This window comes from Enterococcus sp. M190262 (genome assembly GCF_005843965.1).
GTDB classification, from domain to species: domain Bacteria; phylum Bacillota; class Bacilli; order Lactobacillales; family Enterococcaceae; genus Enterococcus_D; species Enterococcus_D gallinarum.
Genome location: NZ_CP040462.1, coordinates 150128 through 174876, shown reverse-complemented (window position 1 = coordinate 174876; position 24749 = coordinate 150128). Strand labels below are relative to the sequence as shown.

The following is a 24749-nucleotide window of genomic DNA, read 5'->3' as shown; positions in this document are numbered from 1 at the left end:
GTGTATGAGTAAAGTAAAAAAATTAATGACTACTCTCATGCTTGTTTTAACTTTTTCTGGAACAATCGCTGAACCAGTTTCCGTATTTGCGGATACCACGGCTGGTACAAGCGAAACAAAAACTGTGAAAGAAGAAAGTTCTTCAGCTGAAGTCGCAGAGGATTCAGTTGAAGAAACAGAAACAAGCACAGCTTATTCTGATCAAACACTAAACACAAAATCTGATCAAGAAGAAAAAATTGGAGAGAGTCAAAACGCAAATGACAGTCCGATTTCTGAAGGAGAAAAGCAATCAGTCAATAAGTATTTAGATGGATATGGATTTAAAATGTTAGATGATGGAAAGATCGTTAGTACGAACGGAACCTCTTATCGAGACGATTATCTATCGGTCATTCAAGAAGTCAAAAACATGCTCAATCCAAATCGAATCAGTTTTCGTATGGCTCGTGCAGCTGGACAATCTGTTTACGTAAAACGTGATTATGGTTCGTCTACAATTGGTTGGACGTATTCAAACGGTATCTCTGAATTGGGTTGGTATGCAAAGAAAGATAAAAATGGTGGAATGTTATGGTGTATTGAACCTGGAATACCACTGAATTGGGGTGAAAATTCTCCATATACAACGTCAGAAGATACTCATGAAAAGTATGTTCGTGCGTCATTAGCGGTCTATTACGGATGGGAGAAACAAAAATCAGTTATTAATGCTTTTTATACAGAACGTTTGGTTCAAGAAATTACTACCGGTGTGACAACTAGCGGAATCCATGATTCAAACGGTAAGGCTAGTCAATCTGGCTACAATACGTTCCGTAAAAAAGTTTTAGCAGAAGTGGAGACTTTTTACAATCTCCCTTCATTCGCAAGGAAAACCTATACTGTAAGACTTGGCGAAACGTTGACTTTGACAGATTCTAATGGATCACTGTCAAAATATAAAGTGACTGCTGATACTGCTAATGTGACAGTAGCTCAGTCTGGAAATACGCTTAAAATTACTCCAAAATCTAGTAGCAATGCGTCGGGATCATTGCGTCTCAAATATCAAATATCCCCGTCTTATTCATATGCTTCTCTTTTATTTTCAGCCCCTTATCTACAAGATGTTTTAAGAGCAGGAATTAGCGATCCGAAAGCATTCAATGTTAATTTAAATGTTGAGCTACAAGGTCAAGGTGAAATCATTAAAGTTGACGAGAACGGCAAAGGATTAGCTGGAGCGCAATTTGAGATCAAGAATAAAAAAACGAAAAGGACTGAAACTAAAACAACAGATAAAGACGGAAAAATCTCTGGGAAATGGGATTTAGGGACAGTTTTAGAAATTCAAGAAGTTAAAGCGCCAAAAGGTTATATATTGAGTACCGAAAAGAAAACATTGACCATTGAAGCAAATAAAACTAAATCAGTAACGTTCGCAAACAAGGCGCAACTAGGAACAATCACCGTTGATAAATCGGGCGCTGAATTTGGTACAACGATGCCTAATTCAAACTATACGTTGAAAGGAAATACGTTTGACGTTTACGCTGGCACAAAGGCTTCTGGAACGTCTGTGGCAACGATCACGACCGATTCAAACGGCCAAGCAAAAACAAAGAATCTGCCTTTAGGAACGTACACGTTGAAAGAAAAAGCAGCGTCTGAAGGCTATATTTTAAATAACGATACTTGGACGGTTGAAATCAAGTATGCTGGTCAGAACGTTGAAATCACGAATGTAGATCAAAAGATCGAAAACAAAGAACAAAAGGGTTCAGTTGTCTTAACCAAACAAGACAGTTCTACAGGAAGCACACCGCAAGGGGATACGACTTTTGCAGGTGCGGAATTTGACTTGTTCCGGAAATCGGACAATAAAAAACTCGGTCACTACAAAACAAATGCTAAAGGACAGCTGACAGTTGATAATCTATTGATCGATAACTATTATTTTGTAGAAACAAAAGCACCAGTCGGATATGTATTAGATAAGACTCCGGTTGAATTTTCGATTGAATATGCAGGACAAACGGCTAGTGTCGCCAAACAAGCGACTGCAATTAAGAAAAACAAAGTGATCACTGGCGGATTTGATTTGATCAAGACTGGTAACTATAACTGGTATACAAATGCTTGGAACTGGATTACAGGAAAAGATACCTCTGACCAACCAACAGTTCTTGAAGGTGTTGAATTCACTGTCACACAAGATTTTGGAAACAAAGCAGTTGTTGACAAAGCCTTAACTGACGAACAAGGTTATGTATCGTTTGAGAATCTTCCTTACGGTACCTATGTTGTTTCTGAAACTAAAACACCAACCGGTTATAAAGGCATTGCAGACTTTAAAGTAACGATCAACAAGGATGGACAACGTTTTCACTATGTTGTAGAGAATAAAGTCAAAGAAGCACAAGTTAAATTTGTCAAAATTGATTCTGAAACAAGAAAACCAATCGTTCGTTCAAACGCTGGATTTGAGATTTATTCAAAAACGACTGGTGAACAATTGATCATGAAGGATCTACAAGGAAAAGATCAATCTGTGTTCTATACAGATGATAAAGGTATTTTACAACTGCCTACACAGTTTGCTTTTGGTAATTACTTTGCCAAAGAAGTTAAAGCTCCAGAAGGGTATGTATTGGCAAAAGATACTATTGATTTTAAAGTAACTGGTGAAGAAAAAGACGGTCTTGTTGTTGTTACGATCAAAAATGATAATCAGAAAGGTCAATTGACTCTTCACAAAACGGTTCAAACAGCTATGTCTGTAGCAGAAAAAGAAAATGAGCATGGCAGCTATTCTGAGATCAAATTTGAACAAGGTCATGGTGAGGGTTTCAGCTTCAAGATCCGCGCAACCGAAGATATTGTCACAGCTGACGGTACTACGCGTATGAAAGCTGGCGAATTCTTACAAAAAGACGGTCAAGATCAAGTCTGGACCACTGATTCTGAAGGGAATTTCCAGACACAAGCAAACCTGTATATCGGCAACTATGAACTTGTAGAAGTCAAAGCTCCAGCAGGTGTCAATTTGGAAGATAATAAACCAATTACCTTTGAAATCACTTATGCAGGTCAAAGTGTCGAAATTTCGTCCACCACAGCAACTGCTGAAAACTACCTTCAGTCAATCAATATCTACGGTCACAAAAAACAGGAAGTGATCACTGGTTGGGAAGATGGAAAAGCTGTTGTAGAATTGGAAGACGCCAACAATGGCCAAGTCTTTGCATTAAAAACGGGACAAGACTTGCAAATTGGTGAAACCACATTACCAGGAGGAACAACGCTTGGTTACGCAGTAGTGAAAGACGGAGTCATTTCTTTTGGAAACATGTTGTTGCCAAATGTTCAAGCGGACTATTACCTGCAAGAAGTCAATGCCGGCAGCGATCATGTGTTATCTGAAGAACAGCACTTCTTCACTTACACGCCAGCGAATAACAATCGCAAACATGAGATCTATGTCTGGTCAGACAGCTTTGCCGAAAACAAACAGACGCTAACTCGAATTACACGCAACCCGATCATTAATAAGTTGGCACGTGCAACAGTTAAATTAGTGAAAACCGACGATTTAGACGGTCAAGCACTGGAAAATGTAGCATTTGATTTGGTTCGTATCGATTCAACCACAGACGAAAATGGCGAAGAATCAACGACTGAAACAGTAATCTCAAAACATGCGACAAACGCAGCAGGTGAGATTGTCGTTGAGAACCTTCCTACAGGACATTACAAGTTCGTTGAATCTCGTCCACTGGAGTGGTATGAAGATAATACCGACGATCTGAGCTTTACTGTAACACCTAAAGAAGACGACACTGTGATCGAATTGAGTGCAGTCAACTATCGTAAACCGTTTGAGATCACGACCAAATTCGCGACGACAAAAGATGGTCTGAAACAAGTGAATCCGGATATTGACAACGATTTGACAGACTATGTGTCAGTCGATGGCATGAAACCAGGTCACACATACTATGTCGATACGACTTATTCTAACCGTGATACGAAAGAAGTCGTTTCTACTTCACCGTCTGAGATCACCACTGATAAAGAAGGAACGTTCGAATTTACAACCAACTTGCTTGTTCCAAAAGGCACACTGAAAGACGGTACACGTCTGACAGCGACGCATATCATTTATGAAGACAAGGAAAAAACGAAAGAGATTGGTCGTCATGATGACTTAGAAAACGATGATCAAACGGTAACGTTCAAAACACCGAAGATTTCCATTCATACCAAAGCTCATACCGGTGATAATAAGACACAAACGTTTACGCACGGCGATATTATCACTGCCTATGACAATGTGGAATTGAGTCACGAAAACGTCTTAGATGGGACACAAAGAGCCTTAGAAGCGATTCTGGTTGCTCAAACGCCAGACGGTAAAACGACTGATATTTGGTCTTCCGGAAAGATCGACTACGTTGTAAATGACTCAACGATCGTAAAACAAGTCAAAACAAAAGTAGATACGTCCAAATACCCTGAAGGAACGACGTTCTTCTTCAAGGAAGTTGGGTACAATGAAGCAGGTGAAAAAGACTCTGAACACAATTTTGACGGTAAAGACACGGAACAAAGCTTGACACCAGTCAAGAAAGGTACACTGCCAAAAACAGGATCTAAAGCGTCAATTTACTTGACTGTGGCTGGCGCTGTTTTAGTGTTAGTCGTTTTTGGCGGGTACTTTTATCTACGGAATAGAAAAAATAAATAATACAAATTGAGAGAAGATCGTTTTCGATCTTCTCTTTTCATTTTGGGGAGGAACACAGATGGCTGAAATAACTAATAATGGTCCAGGCATTTTACATTTGACGCTGGGATTGGACGTATTTTTAACCTATGACGATACTGGTAAGAAAATCAAAACGATCCAGCTATCAAAAAGTCGATTGGGAGAACTATTTCGAAATAATATCGTGACACGGACCAGTATTACTCGAGTAAAAAAGATTGGATTGATTATAGGTGTGAACAATAAACTTGTGATTAATATCGAAGAGATTGTTGGTTTGGATGAAAAGGGTCCTATTGTACTGAATGTTGATAATGAAAAGACACAAGCAAAATACGCAGATAAGGATATATTCCAAATGAGTTATTTTGAATTTATTGCTTCAAACGAACAGGAACTGTCCTCTGAACAAATCGAAATGCTCTACAAGCTCAATCAAAAGTACACCGCTTATTTAGAAGAACAAATTTCCGCTATCAAAGCAAAAAGACGGAAAAGAAATATCCGCAGAAGTGCGATTGCACACCAAAAAAGTTCTAGGAGGAAATGATTTATGGTACTCGACTTAACAAAAAATCAGCCGCAAGAAAAGAAAGAGATGTCATTTGAAAAAGTTGAGCGAATCGGAATAATCGCGAAAAGCAACACAGGTTGGACGACTGAATTGAATCGAATCTCTTACAATGGCCGCGATCCAGTTTATGACTTACGTACATGGTCACCTGAAGGGAAAATGGGTAAGGGAATGACTCTGACGGACCAAACACTTGAGAACTTGCTGATTGTATTGAAGGCCCATTTGGAGGGGATCACTCCTGATGGGGAATCCGGACAAACAGAGCAAGAAAAGGAGTCGGAAATCTCGGCACACCTTCCGGATAATTTTTGAACGAGGAGGTTAGAACATGAGCCAATCACAACAAGAAGCCTATCAAGTGATCTGTAAAGGAACACCGCAAAAACTTTATCAATTGTTTCGCTTATTATCCATGCTAAAAAGAGCGGCTAAAACAAGAGAAATGAAGAAAAAAGAAACAGAAGTCACAAGCAGTGACTGGAATAAATTTCAGAAATTGCGAGAAGAATTGGAGTTGCCAGACAATCCCGAATTAGAAAGGAAATTCAAGACCCTTTCGAGAGAACAACGAATTGAATTGATTCGTGATTGCGAAAAAAAGGTGCTGATCAAAGCTGGAGAAAAAGACTATGAGTTTTTTATGGCTTCAAACAAAATGTTGGCTGAACCGCAGCTATTAAACAAGGAGGTCAATCTTGAACAACTGAAGGCTATGATGACTGAGTACGGTATGCAATTTCACCTAAAAGAGCTTCCAGACCAGTCTATGGAACTCCATTTCTTTGCCAAAGACGCGAATATTGCTTCACATGCAATAAGACGTACGATCGACACGATAGTGAATGATCCGAGCACAGTAACGAAGCCAACCTTAGAATCGCTGATCAAAGACGCCAGGGACCGCGTAAAAGAAAAAGCCGCGCAAGTAGAACAAGCGAAAGAATCTACTGTTCAACTAAGCCAAATTGGCGGAGAAGTTGGAGATTCAGCGAAAGAAGCAAAAGAGGCCTTAGACGCGTTATCTCTTTTTGAAAGCAGTGGAGGAATCGAACTATGACTAAAAAGCAGTCATTTCTTCCTTACGTATTTTTTGGTGGAACTGGTGCTTATGTAGCGAATCGAGCAGCAGAACTTGCGATTCATGCGCCTGAAGGACAAGAAATGATCGCTGCTTTGCAGGTAAGCAAGGAAATTTTCTATCATCCGCTTCACTTCTCTACTGAAGGAACCCCGCTTCTTGTCTGTGGCACAGCCTTAGTTGTCTCTTCTCTGGCCTATCTCGTAAGAGATACACGAGAGTACGAACCAGGAAAGGAATACGGAAGTGGTCGCTGGGGAACCAAAAAGGAAATGAAGAAGTTTCGGAATAAAAAGAAGTTTTCAGACAATATCATTCTAGGAGACGGCTGCTATAAGAATTTTTATGAAGGAAGAAATCCTCGAGTAAATCGGAACAACAATGTCATGGTCATTGGGGGGTCTGGATCTTGGAAGACGACTTCTTATATCATGTCGAATATTGCTCAAATGAGATCGAGTTTTGTCCTCACAGATCCAAAAGGAAGAACAGTCAATCGAGTGGGGAAAATGTTGGAACGTCGTGGGTATAAGATCAAAGTCGTTGATTTTGATTCATTGACAAATACCGATCATTTTAATCCGTTTGCTTATGTCAAAGATGAGATCACACTTAAAAAAGTAATAAGAGCATTGATCGATGCGACGAATGCGGATCATGAGAAGAAAGGAGAACCTTTTTGGGACAAAGCCGAGGAATTGCTTATTACCTCGCTGTTTGCTTATCTTTACTATCGCTATCGAGGCACGGATACAGTCAAGGGTGACGGCATTATGCCTAGCCTAGATCAAATTGGTACACTGATCCGTCTTTTGACTCGTGAGAATAAAGACGTGGAAAGTCCGCTTGAATTTATGTTTAAAAGCTTTGCAGAAGAGTTTGGTGAAAAGAATTATGCATATCTTCAATGGCAAAACTTCCTTCGAAACTTTGAAGGAAAGACGAGAGATAGTGTCTTGGCGATTTCGATCACTCGCTTCTCACTGTTTGACCTGGAACAAGTCAAAGCCTTTATCAAAGAGGATAATTTAGATATTGAAAAATGGGTTGATGAGAAGACGGCTGTTTTCCTGAAGATACCGGATATGGACGATACGTTCAACTTCTTGCCCCTTTTGATTTTTATCCTTTCGTTTCGAACGCTTGAACACAAAGTTGATAATGAAATGGGCGGTGAAGCAAAAGTACCTATCGAGTTTTTGATGGACGAATTTGCTAATCTCGGCAGAATACCAAATATCAAACAGGCTTTGTCGGTATTTAGAAGCCGGAGGATGAGTATCACGATCCTATTACAAAATGTCAATCAACTCGTTGCCATGTACAAAGACGATTGGAAAGCTTTCTTTGGAAACTGTGACGCTTGGGTGTATCTATCTGGATCGACTGAGCCAGATACCACGAAGTTCTTTTCCGAAGCAGCTGGAAAAAAGACGATTTATATTCGTAAACGTGATAAGGGGTCTGTTCGTAGTGAACCGGTCGGAAAGGATGTTATTTCAGTCAGTGAGGTCGGGGAACTAGATCGACTTCACGCCCTGGTAAAAATTGCTTCTGTTCCTATGTTCAAGGTACCAAAATTTAATTATATGAAACACCCGAACGCCAAAGAGTTTGGTCATAAAGAAGGGGATCCAAACTGGTACGAGGTGAAACGATACAGAAATAGCTTGGAAAAATTTGAAGCCAACGTGTTGAAGAATAAAGGTTCTGATCCACTGGTTTTGGATATTGACTGGGCTGCATAACGAAAAACAATACAGGAAATGGAGAGAAAAACATGAAAGAAATCGTAACAAATGTAGCAAGCAAAGTGAGTCAATACGCCGTTCTAGCAGCAGATTCTAATACAACGGGGCAAAAGATTGTTGAGGGACTTCAATGGCTAATCGCTGGTGGTGGCTTGCTTTTAGCTGTTTGGGGCATTGTTCAAATCACACAGGCTGGTCGTCAAGGAGACTCGCAAGGCAAGATGGAAGGGTCATGGTTGATTGCAGGGGGAATTTTACTGCTGTCTGTGAGTGGAGGTACCTTAATCTCTGGCGTCTTTTCCAACCCTCCAGGCATGTAAAAAACTTTTTGGAGGAGGATTACTATGGATTTAGTCGAAACGCTCACCCAAAACCTGAGCGGCTTTTCTTCAGAAACATTGATTTGGATAAATGGAATCGTTTCAAATGCGACACGTGCAGTGGGTCTCTATCTGGTAGGCATACTCTTAGTATTGGAACTTGCGAAAATGTTTGAAAAAGCCAACGCGTCAAACGCCGGAATCGTGACCTTGAAAATGTTTCAAGGTCTTGCTTTTCGGATCTCTCTTGGTGGACTTGCTGTTGCAATGTCTAGCTTTGTCCTCCATTTTATACTGACTATCGGTATCGGATTGGCCAATTTGATTTCAAGGTTCGCTGGGGCCGCATTTGATGTATTTGCGTTACCTAGTGTAGAAGTGCCAACGGACACGTTGTCTATTATTGGAGAGATGTTGTCGGCACTGTTGAATCCTACAGAAGCCGTTCGAAGAGGAATCTTGGTTTTGTTACTGATCGTTGTTGGGGCTTTGGTCACATTGGCCGCTTATGTCATGGTTTGGGTGATCGTTTTACTTCGTTTCTTCCAGCTGTACGTCATGTTAGCATTGATGCCGATTCCAATGGCCTCATTTGCGTCTGAAGAACATGATCATATAGGGAAAAACTATATCAAACGTGTACTAGCTTACTCCTTTCAGCCAGCCGTGATCATGGTCGTGTTTGGTGTCTATCATTTCTTGTCAGAACTTACCCTTGATCTGACCGGTCTAGGAAATCCGCTAAATGTCGATATGGAAGTGCAGTTTTTCCAAAATCTCATTTTAGCAATCGTGTTCATTATTGTGCTATGGCAGACACACAAAAAGTCTTCGGAATTGTTTGGCGTATAGGAGGGAAAATAGAATGGAAATAAAAGTATTCAAAGATATCTCAAAGAGGGACAAGACACATGGTGGACTGACTGGATCACAGTGGCTATTCATTATCGCGTTAATCACTACGATCGGATTAGATGTAGTCAATTTGATCTTTGGCTTTTTACCAGTATTCCTTTTTCGAGTGATATTTTTCCCATTACTAGGACTTGTCGCTTTTAACGCATTATTTAGACCGTATGGCCACAAGTTTTCAACATGGATCAAACTGAATTGGACCTATCAAACAACGGTTCAAGTCAGAACCTATCAAAAAGAAGGGATTGAACAATACAGTGCTAAAAACTTTATCAAGAACAAAAAGATCAAAGAAGCAGGCCCAAAAGCCCCAAATAAAGGTAGCTAGTACACAAAATTCGTTGTATTACACCGCATTGTTTGAAGATGGATTGATGCATGTTGTTGACGATATCTATTCGAAAACGTACTCGCTAGGAGCGATTAATTACACTACCGCACACACGGAAAAGCAAAAGCAGATTCTTTCTCAGTATAACAAGGCGATCAATCAGCTATCGGAAAAAGAACATTATCAACTCACCCTGCTGGTGACCAAGAATCCTAAAGGAAAATATATGAAGGAAACCGCTTATTCATTAAAAAATGATCAAGGCGACGTTCTAAGAGAAGAACTGAATGAAATCGTTGAGGCAAATTATGATGCTGGACGAAACAATTGGAACGTAGATCGATTTATCACGTTAGGTACACACGCGGAAAATACCCATAACGCTGAAAAACGGTTGCTAAATATCAGTGAGGCTTTTGCGGATGAAATGATGACTGTAAAAGCAGCGATGGATGAACTAGACGGACTCCAACGGCTTAAAATCATGAATAAAATTTTGCGTCCAGGAAAGCCGCTTTATGGAGATTTTAAGGATATTGAACGAAGCAAGCGAACGACAAAAGATTTGATTGCGCCCAACTATTTAGACTTTAAGCGATCTGGAAAGATCGACTTTCAAATGGACGACCACTACGGACAAGTCTTGTATTTACGCGACTTTCCACGAAATTTATCTGACAGTATGTGTAAGAAACTAACAGAAGCAGAAGCCGAAATGGTTATTACAATTCATGCCACTCCTTATTCGATCGAAAAAACAACCAAAAAGCTTCGTTCTGAAGCGACAGATCTTGAAACAGATGTAATCAAGCGAGAAATGAAGGCCAGTGAGCGTGGATACTCCACCAGACATATTGCGCGAACCATTCGGGAACTTCAAGAGGATGTGAATGAACAAATTGAATTTGTCGAAGAAACAGGTGATAAACAGCTTTCTTCGATTTTTTTGGTGTATGTTTGGGACGATACGAGAGAAGCATTGTATCACAAAGTAGATAAAGTGAAAGCTGTTGGCGAAAAGTTTGGTGCAGTGTTTGAGCCTTTATATCTTACGCAAGAACTGGGGTTGAATTCGAGTCTGCCGATCGGTAAAAACTATTTAGATTTCGAGCGGACGTTTTTGCGAGACTTGATCACTCCGAATATTTCGATTAATTCACCTTTTACCAGTCAAGATGTTCAGCACGAGGGCGGAACGTATTATGGTATTAACTTGTTATCGAAGAATAATATTATGATTAATCGAATGGGTGAGGAAATGAAAAATGCCAATGGCGGGATTATGGCTGTAACCGGAGGCGGAAAGTCCTTTGCGGCTAAGAATGAGATCATTTCCACACGTCTGCGAAAACCAAAAGCAGAAATCATTATTCTGGATATGGAGCGAGAATATATTCAGTTGGCTGAGGCTTTGGATGGTGAAATCGTGACAGTGGCACCAGGAAGCGATACGTCAATCAATATTCTAGAATTGGCTGACGCAAGATATATGGACGTAGGAGACAATCCTGTGGCGATCAAATCAAATTTCTTGATCAGTTTGATCTCTAACTTGGTGGGTCACATTTCTGCTGGTCAACGAACAAAGATCGATTCAGTCACCCAACAGACGTTCAAAGAATTTGAAGCACCTACCTTGCAAGAATGGTACGAAGTCTTGAAACGAGATACCAGTCAGGACGCCACCGAGTTGATCGATGCATTAGGCCTGTATATCACTGGCTCTTTAAACATGTTTGCGAAGAAAACAAACGTGAATGTATCTAAGAATTTGACTATTTACGACATGTACTTATTAAAAAATGAAATGACAACGTTTGGCTACTTGTCAATTTTGGATCGAATTTGGAATAAAGTGGTAGAAAATCGCGCACGCGGCATTGAGACGATGGTCTATATTGACGAGTTCCAAGTGATCATCAGTCCGTCACAACCAGAAGTTTTACGTGTACAAGCGTCAGAAATCTACTCACGGATCCGGAAATATAAAGGCTGTCCAACATTCATGACACAGTCTGCGGAAACGATGTTGTCTACACGCGAAGGACGGTCTATTTTGTTCAATTCAGATTTCTTGATTTTACTTGAACAAAAAGGAGAGGTCTTAGACGCGTTGATCGAACGATTCAAACTGACAGAAAAAGAAGCCATGTATCTTCAAAACAATAAAGTTGGAACAGGGTTGATAATCGCCGGTGGTCAAATTATTCCCTTCTCTAATTTGATTCCTAAAAACACGAATCTGTATCGCTTAATGGATACGAGCAATAAATCATGAAAATTCGTTCTCGTTCCAAAGAAAGATTTAAACTGCCTGCGGCCGCACGCTTTAAGGGAGAGCAGCGATTGCTGAAAATTCGCGCTGGTACGATCGCAAAATTTAATGAGCGCGTTGGTTTTGGTTATACCACTCGCAAGAAACCATCGAATGGATCCAATGAAAAGATTTGGAAAGGAAATAAAGGTTCTGCTTCTCGTAAAAATGGAGTCAATTCAGCGCTTTTATTCGAATCGGAGGATGGAACGTCCCTCAATGAAACAACGGTTCGCGGAAACGATAGGTTTTCAACTGATCCTTCCAGTCAAGCAAAACCAAAGGATATCGAAAACGCGCACTGGCAGTCCTCCAGCAAGAAACAAACCTCCAGCAGAAGCGCTGAAGAGAACAGGCTTCGTGAATCGTTTAAAAGGAAGAAAAAGCAACGAGAAGGAACTGCTAAAAGTGGAGCCTTCTCATCAAATAGTGTTATTTCTTCTGCTTTAAAAGCGGCCGGAACAAAGCAACTGTTCGAGCAAAGTTTTAATGTACTAGATCAAGAGGAGGACGCTGAAGGCGTACAACACTTCAAAGAGAATGTGAGTCATTCAAAACAGGTCTTTAAAGGAACCAAAAAAGCGACTGGATTTGTGACAAAAAATCAAAAGTTTTCGGAGTCGGTAACGGTCGGAAAACTAGAGTCGCTACGCTTTGGAGGAGATAAGCAAGCAGGAAAGGCAGCGGCTGCAGCTGTTAGAAATACGAGAAGAACGGCCAATCAACAAGCCTCAGCTTCTGTTGGGGTAAAGATCCACCAAGCGATCACGCAAGCAACAAGCAAGGTGGTGGCCAGCTTTACAGCAAGTAATCCGATAGGCTGGATCATTGCTGGAGGTGCTTTGGTCTTACTTGTTTTCTTTGGTTTGCTTTTCTTCTTTAATAGTCAGAGCAGTGCTTCAACAAATGATGGGGTCTTTTATGTAAAGCACTGGGATGGCAACGACGCGTATCATTCGTCTTTGTTAGCTCAACGATACGGAATCACAGCGGAACAAATTGATGGCTTCATTGCAAATGAAGGCTATAGTGTCGATTCACGCGCCACTGGTGAAGAATTCTTACGGTTGCAGGCATTATCAGGAATCGATGTTCGAATGCTGGTTGCTTTCGCACAATGGGAAAGCTCGTATGGAACAGCTGGAGTTGCCCTGCAGTTCCCTAAAGCCAATATTTTTGGCTACGGGGCATTTGATAATGATCCTAATCAAGGCGCTTCCTGGGACAATTCAAGAGCGGTAACGGACTTTCGCAGTACCCAAATCGATTCATACAACAATCGTACATTGGCTATTATGGATGCTCGTGCCAGCGCCTTTCATAATAATACGCTAAAACCTGGCGAATTTGTTTATTGGACAGCACTTGATGCAGGAAAGCCAAGAGCAGAAACAGCGGAAAAGCTAGATAAATGGATTGATGATCATGGCGGAACGCCAGAGCCACCAGGAGGCTATGGGCCTGTAAATGGCGGTGGAGGCGGTGGTGCTGGACTTGCGGTGCTAGATCAAAAAATTGGAACAGTCATAAGCGGAGATTATGGAGGGCTGACTGGTGAATGTTACGCAGTTTCTGCTTATTATGCACATTCGATCAATCCGTCCATCATTTTGAGAGGCGGAGTGAAGGCAAGCGATATCGGGATTGACTATCCTTGGACCAGTTGGGGCTGGACAGTCATTAAGAATCCTGGTTATCAACAAATCCGAGCCGGCGACATTATCAATTATCAAACAGGCGGCAATTTAGGACCATGGTCAGCATCTTCTTTATACGGACATACTGGCGTTGTCGGTAAGGTCTTAGGGAATAATCAATACCTTTTGTATGATCAAAATCCTGGTCCTTTAAAAACGTGGACAGTCACGTTTTATCCAGGAAGTGTCGCTTCTGTTGTCCGACCACCAACTAAATAAGGAGATAAATCTCATGCAAGATAAAAGAAAAATGAAGCTGTTGATCGGCGCGTGTTTCTTTCTCTTTTTCGTGATTGCCGGCTTGTTGATTTTTGTCGGAAGTCGCTTCATGACAGGAGAAGGTCAGTTTACAGGATCTGTCGATCAATCGCAAACTCAAACAATAAGCGAATACCATTCGCAAGACAGTACAGAAGAGAGCAATCTTACAACGGATTCAAGCGAAAGTCAGACGAGTGGCACACAATCTGCTAGTGAGTCAGAAAAAGGGACAGAAGCGTCTGTTGAACTATTGAGAAATTTCTTCAGCGTGTTTTATACGTGGGACCTGGACGCAGAATCTGTGACAAAACGACAAGAGCTGTTAAAAGGACTTATGAGTGAAGATCTCTATGAACAAAGAAGTATAGAAGCAGATAGCGAAATTTTGAAAGAGTTGATCACTACCTATCAAAAAACAAAAGAGATCAATACGTCTAATTCCACACAGCTGCTTTCCAGTCGCTATCTTTCTTCTCAGATCTATCAAGATACAACGGACGCGAATCTGTATCGTGTCACTGTCAGATTCGAACAAAAGGCGCCTTATCAAGACGAGGCTTTCATAAATGAAGCCACCTATAACGTTCGCTATTTAGGGGATCAAGTAACTACACTGACTGAAGAAAACGGTCAAGCAAGGAGTGATAGCAATGCCTCAAAGTAAATTAGACAAACTTCGTTCAAAACTAGAAGAAAGTCAGAACAAGAAAGAGAAATTGAACGTAGTTATTAAGAAACTGCAGGTTCAGATAGCAGAAGAAGAAAGCAGGGGATTTCGTTCCGTGATTGAAGAGCTTGAGCTTTCTTATGAGGATGCAATTTTGTTACTAAAAAACCATCCGCCACAGGTTCCGGAAAAGGAAAATGAGGTTTTAGTAATCCAAGAAGAGGAAAATATTGAGGGAGAGGAGAACAGTTATGAATCTATTTAAAAGAAAGCCTAAATTCATCTATGCTCTTTCCGGCTGTGAGGATCTGTTGCAGGACAAACTATTTGATGCATACGAACTCGTTGAGTATATCGCAAAGGAGGATTATCGTTTCCAGCGTGATTACCTGGAAGGTACTGTAAGGATCACGAAAATGCGAAACAATGCGAAAAGGACGGTATACTTCTCGAAACAGATTCATTTGCCGCAAGGAGAGGATACAAACTGGTTAGAAGAGCTTTCTGAATTCTTCACTAAGAAACCGCTGGTGTTTTCTGTTGAAGAGACCGTTCCTGATCACTCAGAAAAAGAGGACAGTCAGGTGCGAGAAGCAATCACATTGGAAGAATTTGAACAGGATCCACAGGAAGAGCTGAAAGAAGCAGCGACTTTAGATCTTCTTTCTATCAAGGCTTCTTCTGCAAAAGAATCGGAAGCAGCTATTGTGGCGAATCAAGTAGCAGCTCCAGCTGAGACAAAGTTCATACAAGTACCGGAAGATGAATTTCTTTCTTTGAAAAAAGCAGTCGAAGCGCAAACTCGTGAGATCGCCAAACTAAAAGAAGAGCGACTACAAGTTACAGAAGAGGTGTTACAGGAAGAGCTCCCGCTACCAATAGGCAAACATTCGAGCGAGACGTTAGATAAAGAATTTGAGATCGATGTCAATCAGCTGGAGATTGAAGCCAGTTCTGATGAAATCGTTCAAAGTGTTCTTCAGTCCACAAAAGCAGAGATCAATCAAACACTGGCGAAATTTGTGGAAACAGAGACCGAAAAAATCAAAGAAGAAATTAAACGATTAGACAAACGCGATAGGATCGAAGACGATGTTACGAAGCGTTTAGAGGGTGAAGAAAGAGACCAGATGGCCACAATGAACCACCAGATGGCCAGTGAAAAAGACCAACAAATCAAAGAAGAAAAAATGCGCCACCAACAAGCACTGCAGGCCATTGAGCAACTGTTCCTCAGTCAGCTTCAAGAGAAAACGGCTACTATTAAAGATACGTATAGGAAGAAAATTGAACAGACAATCAGGGAAGAATATGATCGACAAACGGAAGAGCTCTCTCGTATTTTACAAGGAAAAATGGATGAACTGAAGATTCGTCAACGAGCTATGAATACAGGACTTGAAGCCAATTTCAAAGAAGCATTAGCAAATTTCAATCGTGGCCACACACAGGTGATCCAAGTAGTGGAACAAAAAAAGCAATGTTCCCCAATTGATCTTGGGGAAAGAAGAAGAGTGAAGCAGGCATAAAGAATATAGGGGTGCATTGATACTTTTTCAGTGCACTCCTTCATTTTTGTGAGGGAGGGGAAGTATGAACAAGCAGCAAAAATACCTCATTTTCGTTATTCCAGTAATAGAAGAAGGCGTTCCTGGAATAGGAACCTGGCTGACAAGTAAAGTGATCAATAAAGGGGGTCAGTCTTATCTCACGTTTGATTGGACTGAGGATATTCGACAGACAATCTATTTTGATACAAGAGAACAGGCTGAATTTATTGCAAACAAGCACCGTGATCACCTTCAGCCACATTTTTGTAGCGTGATAAAAATGAATGAAGAAGATATAAATTTTTTAGGAATTAACAAAGCTCAAATCCCTGGAAAATTTACAATTTTAGATGATTAATCAAAAAAAGAATTAAGATTCCAATAGGACTGGAGGAACAAAAGTGAAAGTTCAAAAAGGCTATCTAATTTTAGTAATTCCTGTTATAGAGGAAGGCACGCCTTCAGATAGTTTTTGGATGACAGCCGATATGAAAACGATAAATGGTGTAACAGCGTTGTGGTTTGACTGGACAGGAGATATTCGCCACACCATCTATTTTGAAACAGAGGAAGAAGCACGTCGAATTGCGTCTATTCATTCGGAGAATCTGCACCCTCATTTTTGTGATGTTGTGGAATTAGATAGAAAAGCAATTGATTTTCTAAAAATTAGTAAGGGTAAAATACTAGAAAATCCAGAGCTTCATCCGTACTAAGATCCAGATTTATGTAGAAATGATTATTCGATTCTTTGAGCGTGAAAGAGCCAAAAAAGTATAGTTTATATTTTTTTCCACTGAACGCTTGTATTTGTAAAAATTTTTCTTTGCTTATGACGCCTCGATGAATCGCACCTTTCTTATTCAAATTTAGGGTAGGTTTAGTAACAATTTTGTCGATTTTACAATCATTGGTAAGTTTTAAATGATAATATCTATTGTTTTCTTGCCCTCTTAATGATACCCAGGCATCAGCAACATAGATCTTGATCACGCCTTCAGAGATTATTGGATTGCGTCTTAAATCTTGAAAATGTTGTTTTAAATCAAGTGGCTTACCATATTTATCTTCAATGTCGTATAGCTCGCCTTGTCTTGATTTTTCATATAGATCTATCAAGGCTCTCAACGATTTGATCCTTTTTTTCAACTGTTTGTGCGCTTTGTGGCTCCCCTGAATTGACTCAGATTTTGAATAAGTAGTTTTTCCACTCTTTGAGGCATTAAAATTAGTTTTCTTTGAGTCAGCTATTTCTACCAGTAGACCATTAATCAAGTCAAGTTCAACAGTGATCTTACTACTGTTTCTTGTAAAAAAGTAGCTGCTCTCTTTTTCTCCAATTCTTGCTTTTGCTTCTTTTTGCATCAGAGAACAAGAAGGTGAGTGCTTTTGATCGAATTTAGCAGAACGAAAATGCGGCTCTTTTATAAATTCTGTTTTACCAAAATTCACTAGAGCGAGTTTGAATGAGCAAGTCTCAGAACATTGAAAAGCGTTGTGTTCTTTGAGCTCATTCTTCAAAGATAACTGATGTGCTGTTTCTGGTTCCATTACTTCATGTTTTTCTAAAGAGTAAGCGTCAATATATGTTTCTGGCATAAATAAAACCCTCTCAACATTTTTTTACATTATAGCACAACTTTTGGAGGTGGTTAACATGAGCAACTATAACCCTAATCGTCTCAAAGAATCAGCTAAAGGTAAGAGCATATTAGATGTAGCCAGTTCTTTGGGACTAGAATTAAAGCGTGTGGGAAGAAAATATTGTTGGATAGAACACCCTAGTTTCAAAATCGATCCGGATAAAAACACCTTTTCGTGGTACTCGAAAGGGGATGATCTTCGCAACCAAGATGTGATCAAAATGGTAGAGGTAATCAATAATGTGTCATTCAAGGAAGCTTTACACTTTCTCTTAGGAACAGAAGCTGGTGTTTTTGATGGAACAAAAGTACCTAAAAAAAAGCCCTTTGTGTACCGAGTGAGAGAAGCAAAGACGTTTGATTACGCGCGAAAGTATTTGAGAGAAGAACGAGGACTATCTGACAAGACAATTGATTTTTTTCTAAATAAAGGAATCATGGTCCAAGCGATTCATAAAGACTTTGAAACCGGAAAAACAGAGCCAATGATTGTTTTTAAGCACTTGGATATCGAGGGAAAGATCGTTGGTGGCGCGAGACAGGGCATTTGGTACAATAAGCAACTCTATCCGGAAAAAGGACGTCTTAAAAAGACACTTTATAACAGTGAAGGAACCAGTGGTGTGATCGTCGATATTGGTGAGAAGGCGGAATTTAGTAAAGCAACACCAGAGAATCCCTTTAGGATTTATGCATTCGAGGCTCCGATCGATATGATGAGTTATTATGAACTGCATAAGGATCACTTATCAAATTGTCGATTAGTAGCAATGAATGGCTTAAACAAGGGGATTATTTCACGTGCGATCGTTGAAGCGCTTTGTGCAGATAAAACATATGTGAAGAAAATTGAAGAACAAGTCAGTATCAATCGCTGGCTGCAAAAAATAGATGATCTTGCTGGGAAGTCAAATGCAAAGATTGAAAAGCTTAAAATCATTTTGGCGCTGGATAACGATGCTCCGAAGTTTAATCCTCAGTCAGGACGAGTGGAAATTCCGGCGAAAGATTTTTATCATTCTTTCGGGATCAACAATATTGAAGTCATTCCCCACATGCCAAAATGTCATGAGGGAATGACGAAAAACGACTGGAACGATGAATTGAAGTATCAAAAAGGATTGCTGAAGGAAAAAGTGCCATCCGTTTCACTGCAACATACGATCGATATGGTTCAGCACAACCTCAGTTCAAAGGATACACCTGCTATAGATTTTTAAGGACAGGAGAATTTGTCGGACAAAAGTAGAAAAAATCAGAAAAGAAATTGTGGTATAATAACAGGGCAGTAAAGTTTGTGACGGTGGCTATCTTTTGGAAGGTGGTGGTGCTTATGAAAGTAGGTGCTAACTCTTTAGAAAGGAGAAGCCTTTTGTCTGTAGCTGAAGCATTAGGGCTAATGATAAGTTTCGGTTCTTTAATCGCAACGATCATTTTTGGCGTCCTAACAGCAGTGAAAAATGACAAAAAAAAATAACCGTCCTCTTTAGCCAGGCGACGATTATTTTTAACAATTAATCAAATCTGGTCACCGTCTTAAACGGTGCTGTAGGGGAGTTGTTAGCGCAACTCCTCTTTACATAGTTATCCTACCATAATTGAGCTAGTTTTTCAAATAAAGTTGATTTAAAGGCGTTTCATTGACGATTTGTTGATGGAACGTCTTTTTTTGTTTAAGGAGGTGAGAATGGTGGAAATAGAAGAGAAATTAGAGGTCCTAATTGTTAAGGATGGAAAAATTAGTAGGGAATTGCCTGTCGATTTTGAATGGTTGTTTTTGAGTCATTATATGAAATCAAACGGATGGGCAGTATCAGGATCTGCATTTTCGGGAGATAGGGACTTTATTATTTGGCTAAAGGAAGAAGAAAACAAGGGGGTTCAGGAATTATTATCGAAAAGCGGACTAGTTTCCGAAATGTACTCTCTTGTAGAGAAAAGTGAGGGGTGGTTCTCAACTGAAGTGTCAGTCGTCATGAAGGCATCTCTCTCTGAGAATGCTTCTATGCCAAGGTAAATGCTGAATCGAGTCGTGCAACACATGTTGACTGCTAGGAATGAAATAGGAGGGACTTATGGAAGAACAAATAATTAACGAAGCTCAACTTCACAACTTTATCATCCGTTTGATCAATGACTACCAGCAAGGAGAAATAACGGAATATAAACAAGGTGCAGTTTCAGCACTATTACAGGTATCGGAACAACTCCAACAAATGACAGGAGAAACTGAAGGCAGCGGAGAAACTGAGATCCCAGATATGATTCACGTGGAAGTAGAACAACTATCGGAAAGAGAATAAGAAAGGAGCTGCGTGTATGGATAATCAGTTGACCTCATTGCTTAAAAAGAAATACGGAACAACTACTTCTTCACCGGTAGTATTTACAGAAAAAGATACCTTGTACACGGCATTTCGAAAGCTGGCCGACAATATTTATAGAAATGGCTCTTGGGCACAGGAAGATGAATTGAGGGCAGTAGACACATTTGTCCGAAATAGATATGGCTATCCGGTAGGAAAAGAGGATTCTATCCTTGTTGACGGAATCGACCGAGCTTGGTCAACGGAAGTTAAAGTAAAGGCAGTTGAAGCAGTAGAAAGTCCCTATCTCGTTGGTAAAGCCAAAGGGATGAAGGTATACTCGGCTACGTCTATCAGGAAAGAAGTCGATGGATCTAAGGATCATACCCAAACGATTAATGTGCTTTTAGATCCAGCGAATAAGACTGGCACGAAACACGGCGAATTCTACTATGTTTCGCCAAATGGTTCCAAAGGTCTTACTTATTATTACGCATTAGGGAATATGAATCGGGCCATTGGTTACGACAAACTGCAAAGGGATATCTTAAAAGAGTTTGATGATCTTGCCCAGGAATCTAAGTTTGAAAGAAGAGACTTAGAGCGATTACTGGAGCATCTTTCCATTGCGAGTTACACCGGAAAAAAGAATGCTCGGTTATTTCAAAAAAATCCTCATGGCGAATTGACGGACGAATTCTTGGCCACCTTACCTAGAGACGAAGGAGAAAGGTATCGCGGAAATCCTTCACAAATGACCGCCATGATAAGGAATCAGGAAGTTCCAAAAGAAGATCTGGCGCTATTTAAGAAAGAACTCAACGCAACATGGGGAGACTTGACGGAGGACCCAACAAGTCCAGTAAAAGTAAATTTGGACAAATCACCTTATCTTCTCAAAGAAGGATACAGAACAACGTATTTGTATCCTAAAAACCTTGAGAAAGCCCGAATCCACAATCATGTGATCGATTTTGTAGAAAACTATATACAAAACACTTACGACATTTTTCTCCAAAGAGAATACGAAAAGGATATTGACAAGCAGACCAGAGCTTCCGCCTGGCAAACAAAAAAGAACATTAATAAAGAAACTCGGAAAATAATGGAAACGACAACGCTGAATAAGTATTTCCAGTTTATCGAAATAGATAACGATGTAGACTTAGGCTTATTTTCACAGTTTGAGAAAGAAATGGAGCGGATGCATGGCATTCTCCCTAAAACTGGCGATACACCTCCAGAGCTGCGTTTAAGGAAGCTTGGAAATCATCATGCCCTTGGACTATATGTTCCTCAAAAAAATACGATCGCTATCGACTTTAGAGATACAAACGATGACATTGGCGGTGTGGGGTTACAGTCATTTGTTCATGAGTACGGACACGCATTGGACTACGCCACAGGTAGTGGTTTATTGAGCATGAGCGACGATTTCAAGCCGATTGTCGCAAGATATAGAGAAAACCTTACACTTAATGGAAAAGGCTCGTATGTGGCGAATAAAGTGGAATATTACACAGCGCCTACAGAAGTATTCGCAAGAGCTTTCGAGTTATACGTGAGTGAAGCTGGACTGAGTAGTATTTTTCTCAAATCGAAAGAGACCTATGAGACAAACATTGAGTATTCCTTATTTGATGAACAGATGCGTGAAAAAGTAAGGGACTATTTTGATCGTGCGTTTCCGGATCTGCGTGCAGCAATCAAGGAATCGAATAAAGGAGCGTTAGATCTCAACACTAGCCTAGTAAATGAACAAGTGGATCTGTTTGGAGTGGCCAATTCGGAAATAGAAAAACTTCAATCGACGAGATTTCGTCACGAAAACAAAGAGATCACTTTAGGCGAAGCTATGGAGAACTGTGATCTGTCCTTAGTAGATAAAGCGACAGCTATCCAGAAACAGACGGAGTTAATACAGCTGTACAGGAATGCCATTCCTCAAACGGACACTATGACACATATTGCTGCGATCCATGAAGAAACACTGGAAGAAATGAAAGAACAATCGGAAGAAACGCTATTCTTATTTGATGGAACGGAATTGGCTATGTATTCGACAGACGCTGCTCAGCTGGTGGAGGCTATTGAGGGTAGAGAAGTATTCTATGATATTTATGGGTACGCGTTGAGTGAGGGTCTATCTGCATTAGATCTTTCGAATGATTTCAGGAAAGGGAACGAGGAGCGATTTGTCTCTGAAGCAGAGACACAATTTAGAAAGTGGCTCTTACTTCCAAAAGAAGCGAAAAATGAAATTTTGATCATTCATTTCCGGAATCCTGTAAACGCGAATTTAGTTTTGATGAAATATGGGCTGGAAAATGTAGACAGTCTTTTTAACGGCTTAAACAATCCCTTACAAGCTGAATGGCGGCACCGGTATAAAGAACTTTCAGAAGAAATCAAAGCATTTGATGATCAGCGGAACGCTTGGCTTGAGTCAATTGAGGATGAGAGAATCATGTACATTCCTGAAAGTCTATGGGAAGTTGCTGAGAGGGAGGGACTGATGGAAAATTATCCCAAAAATTTAGGAATTCCTGAAACGGTTGATGTGCAAACTGAACCTGTAACTGTGACTGAAGAGCTTCCTGCTGACGAAATGAATCTTGAGGATAATAGCCGGTTAGGGCAAGCAAAAAGAAAGCTGTCTCGCTTGAGGTCTGAGTACAAGGAAAAACTTGATCAAGTTTATGCGCACCAGGAACTAACAAATGGTCAGCCAATGAATGACAAACGAAACGGATGTGCTTGGTTTATCCGGCGTGAACAACTTGAGAACAGTCTCAGGAATCTATCTGAACAGATTCAAGAACAAGAAGAGCGTGTCGCCAAGTTAGAGGACCAAAAGGAAGATGCTGAAATGGGCTTCAGTAAACAAGGCGGCTTGATCATGAGTGTTGAAAATATTCCGAGAATCCAAGAAGAAATCGAAAAATCAAAGACCGGTAACTCTCTTTTTTCTAAAGATACGATTCGAAAATACGAAAAGCAGCTTGAGCAATTGTTGGAAGCAAAAGAGCGATCGGAAAAGGCGCATAATCAGTTAAGCAAGCACGCCCAAGAGTTGATCGATGCGAAACTCGTTATGCAGTGGGCCAAAAATCCAACAATCTATTTTGTGAAGGGATTGAAAAAAGTTGCCCTAGAGTTAAAAGAAACAGGAGAATTTACGATATCTGAGAGATATCAACCGCAAACACAGAAGGAAAAAGAAGTGGTAGCGTCTTTACTACAAAGCAATGAAGTAAAGAAGAGTGAAGTCAATAAGATAGAGAATCAACCAGTCGAACAACCAAAAGGAGTGATCAATGTGCCACAAGTCCAGGAACTAGAAGAGAGAAAAGGTAAGAGATTACTGGAGTTAGAAAAAGAAATTGAAACACTGACTGAAGAACGATCAGCCGCTTTTAACAAGAACGATTGGCACAGCTTAGGCGCAATTGATTGGGATCTGCACAAATTAAAGTTAGAAGTAGAAGTGCTTGAGCAAAACACAATCGAGCCAATTTTGAGGAGAACTGCTGAATTTGAGATCGCTATTGCCGAATTAGAAGCAGATAGTTATTATGCAGATAGTACGGAAGGATCCCAGCAAGAAATTGATTCCCTCAAAGAAAAAATCAGTGATCTGATTACTTTAAGAAATAAATGTATTGAATCTTATACGCTGAATGAAGCAGATTTGAATGTTGATCGTACAGAACCTGTCGTGGAAGAAAAAGATCGATCTATCAACAGTCATTTTATACAAGAAATCAACTATAGCTTTAGTGAGACAGTGGAAGAAATCGATGCTCTCTTTAAGGAAAATAGTGATCTTGATCAGCAAGCAATCAACAAAGCTGAGTTGGAAACGATCTTGGCGAATCACTTAAGACAAGTTGAAGTCATGATTAGAAATTCAATCAGTGCGATCGAATCAATGCCGAATCTAACGGATACTCAGTTGCAGTTAGAAACCGTAAAACTAAAAAGAAGTATTGGCTCGATCCTAGTCGATTTAAAGGATAAGATTAAACAATATCTCGCTACGAAAAAGGAAAACACTGTAACGAAATTGAAAAATACGAGAGAGGACGTTCGATTAGGATTCAAGAATTCGTTCAATCGAAAAATGTTGACGATCAACGGTCTCTTGAAGCAGCTATCTAACAAAATCGATCAAAAATTCGTTTTAGAAGAAAAACGAACACCTGCGGACCAAACGGAAGTATCAAACCCTGAAGCTCACATTTCTCCACAACCTGTTCATGAGCCTGGTGAAAATCACTTGGCGGAGGCGACGTCTCATAGTACGAAAGATCTTGACCAAGTAAAAAACGAGAATCCAATTGAAACAACCGAGCAATATCCAACGAATGAGAAGCTGAATGATAGTGAAATGCAACAATTGAAACGAATCGAAGAGTTGAGTAATCAGTTGGGATTAAAGGCAAGTGACAAAGAAAAGGATACAATTAAAGATTTAACGCAATCGCAAAAATCAGAATTGATTCGATCAATGGAAGCTGCTATAGAAGAAAAAAATAAATCTGTTCCTGCCGAAGAAGTAGAAATCGAAGTGGGATAAGGGGAGGGCT

The 24749-nt window shown here is 40.2% G+C and carries 21 protein-coding genes; 20 read left to right on the top strand and 1 reads right to left on the bottom strand.

Annotation, left to right across the window (positions count from 1 at the left end; translation table 11 throughout):
- Window positions 1-4: 4 nt before the first annotated feature.
- From FE005_RS16595 to FE005_RS16525, 15 genes are all read left to right on the top strand, one after another.
- A complete protein-coding gene (locus tag FE005_RS16595) occupies window positions 5-4729 on the top strand; it encodes a collagen binding domain-containing protein (RefSeq protein ID WP_175413594.1) in 4725 nt (1574 codons plus the stop codon).
- Between the two features lie 58 nt (window positions 4730-4787).
- Window positions 4788-5300, top strand: a complete 513-nt coding sequence (locus FE005_RS16590) for a hypothetical protein (protein WP_138372332.1) — start codon at window positions 4788-4790, stop codon at window positions 5298-5300.
- A gap of 3 nt (window positions 5301-5303) precedes the next feature.
- Entirely contained in the window at window positions 5304-5639 is a 336-nt protein-coding gene (locus tag FE005_RS16585) for a YdbC family protein (protein WP_103301181.1), read from the top strand.
- A 16-nt stretch (window positions 5640-5655) separates the two neighbouring features.
- Entirely contained in the window at window positions 5656-6384 is a 729-nt protein-coding gene (locus FE005_RS16580) for a hypothetical protein (protein WP_138372331.1), read from the top strand.
- On the top strand, window positions 6381-8153 hold the full coding sequence (locus FE005_RS16575) for a VirD4-like conjugal transfer protein, CD1115 family (RefSeq protein WP_138372330.1): 1773 nt from the start codon (window positions 6381-6383) through the stop codon (window positions 8151-8153). The genes FE005_RS16580 and FE005_RS16575 overlap by 4 nt, the downstream gene beginning before the upstream one ends.
- A gap of 32 nt (window positions 8154-8185) precedes the next feature.
- A complete protein-coding gene (locus FE005_RS16570) occupies window positions 8186-8476 on the top strand; it encodes a hypothetical protein (RefSeq protein ID WP_138372329.1) in 291 nt (96 codons plus the stop codon).
- A gap of 24 nt (window positions 8477-8500) precedes the next feature.
- A complete protein-coding gene (locus tag FE005_RS16565; protein WP_138372328.1) occupies window positions 8501-9328 on the top strand; it encodes a hypothetical protein in 828 nt (275 codons plus the stop codon).
- Window positions 9329-9341: 13 nt separating this feature from the next.
- Window positions 9342-9719 carry a PrgI family protein gene (locus tag FE005_RS16560; protein WP_138372327.1) on the top strand — a complete coding sequence of 126 codons (378 nt, stop codon included), beginning with the start codon at window positions 9342-9344 and terminating at the stop codon, window positions 9717-9719.
- Between the two features lie 46 nt (window positions 9720-9765).
- On the top strand, window positions 9766-12000 hold the full coding sequence (locus FE005_RS16555; RefSeq protein ID WP_242386952.1) for a VirB4-like conjugal transfer ATPase, CD1110 family: 2235 nt from the start codon (window positions 9766-9768) through the stop codon (window positions 11998-12000).
- The gene (locus tag FE005_RS16550; RefSeq protein WP_138372325.1) at window positions 11997-13952 is read left to right on the top strand and encodes a CHAP domain-containing protein; all 1956 of its coding nucleotides are present in this window, start codon (window positions 11997-11999) and stop codon (window positions 13950-13952) included. Before FE005_RS16555 ends, FE005_RS16550 begins: the two co-directional genes overlap by 4 nt.
- 13 nt (window positions 13953-13965) lie before the next feature.
- Window positions 13966-14658 carry a hypothetical protein gene (locus FE005_RS16545; RefSeq protein WP_138372324.1) on the top strand — a complete coding sequence of 231 codons (693 nt, stop codon included), beginning with the start codon at window positions 13966-13968 and terminating at the stop codon, window positions 14656-14658.
- The gene (locus FE005_RS16540) at window positions 14645-14926 is read left to right on the top strand and encodes a hypothetical protein (protein ID WP_103301172.1); all 282 of its coding nucleotides are present in this window, start codon (window positions 14645-14647) and stop codon (window positions 14924-14926) included. The genes FE005_RS16545 and FE005_RS16540 overlap by 14 nt, the downstream gene beginning before the upstream one ends.
- Window positions 14913-16190 carry a hypothetical protein gene (locus FE005_RS16535; RefSeq protein WP_138372323.1) on the top strand — a complete coding sequence of 426 codons (1278 nt, stop codon included), beginning with the start codon at window positions 14913-14915 and terminating at the stop codon, window positions 16188-16190. The genes FE005_RS16540 and FE005_RS16535 overlap by 14 nt, the downstream gene beginning before the upstream one ends.
- Window positions 16191-16254: 64 nt before the next feature.
- The gene (locus FE005_RS16530) at window positions 16255-16569 is read left to right on the top strand and encodes a hypothetical protein (RefSeq protein WP_138372322.1); all 315 of its coding nucleotides are present in this window, start codon (window positions 16255-16257) and stop codon (window positions 16567-16569) included.
- Window positions 16570-16612: 43 nt separating this feature from the next.
- A complete protein-coding gene (locus FE005_RS16525; RefSeq protein ID WP_138372321.1) occupies window positions 16613-16927 on the top strand; it encodes a hypothetical protein in 315 nt (104 codons plus the stop codon).
- On the opposite strand, the gene FE005_RS16520 is transcribed toward FE005_RS16525, so the two are convergent.
- Window positions 16881-17810 carry a hypothetical protein gene (locus tag FE005_RS16520; protein ID WP_138372320.1) on the bottom strand — a complete coding sequence of 310 codons (930 nt, stop codon included), beginning with the start codon at window positions 17808-17810 and terminating at the stop codon, window positions 16881-16883. The two genes, FE005_RS16525 and FE005_RS16520, sit on opposite strands and share 47 nt — an antisense overlap.
- A 58-nt stretch (window positions 17811-17868) precedes the next feature.
- Between FE005_RS16520 and FE005_RS16515 the strand changes: the two genes are divergently transcribed.
- The 5 genes from FE005_RS16515 to FE005_RS16940 all read left to right on the top strand — a co-directional run bounded on the left by FE005_RS16515 (window position 17869) and on the right by FE005_RS16940 (window position 24739).
- Window positions 17869-19074 (top strand): toprim domain-containing protein, encoded by a 1206-nt coding sequence (locus tag FE005_RS16515; protein WP_138372319.1) that lies wholly within the window; start codon window positions 17869-17871, stop codon window positions 19072-19074.
- Between the two features lie 113 nt (window positions 19075-19187).
- Complete coding sequence (locus FE005_RS16510; RefSeq protein ID WP_230322395.1) at window positions 19188-19331, top strand: putative holin-like toxin; 144 nt, start codon at window positions 19188-19190, stop codon at window positions 19329-19331.
- 210 nt (window positions 19332-19541) lie between these two features.
- Window positions 19542-19871 (top strand): hypothetical protein, encoded by a 330-nt coding sequence (locus tag FE005_RS16505; RefSeq protein WP_138372317.1) that lies wholly within the window; start codon window positions 19542-19544, stop codon window positions 19869-19871.
- A 58-nt stretch (window positions 19872-19929) separates the two neighbouring features.
- The gene (locus FE005_RS16500) at window positions 19930-20157 is read left to right on the top strand and encodes a hypothetical protein (RefSeq protein ID WP_103301166.1); all 228 of its coding nucleotides are present in this window, start codon (window positions 19930-19932) and stop codon (window positions 20155-20157) included.
- A gap of 16 nt (window positions 20158-20173) precedes the next feature.
- On the top strand, window positions 20174-24739 hold the full coding sequence (locus tag FE005_RS16940) for an LPD1 domain-containing protein (protein WP_175413593.1): 4566 nt from the start codon (window positions 20174-20176) through the stop codon (window positions 24737-24739).
- Window positions 24740-24749 lie beyond the last annotated feature (10 nt).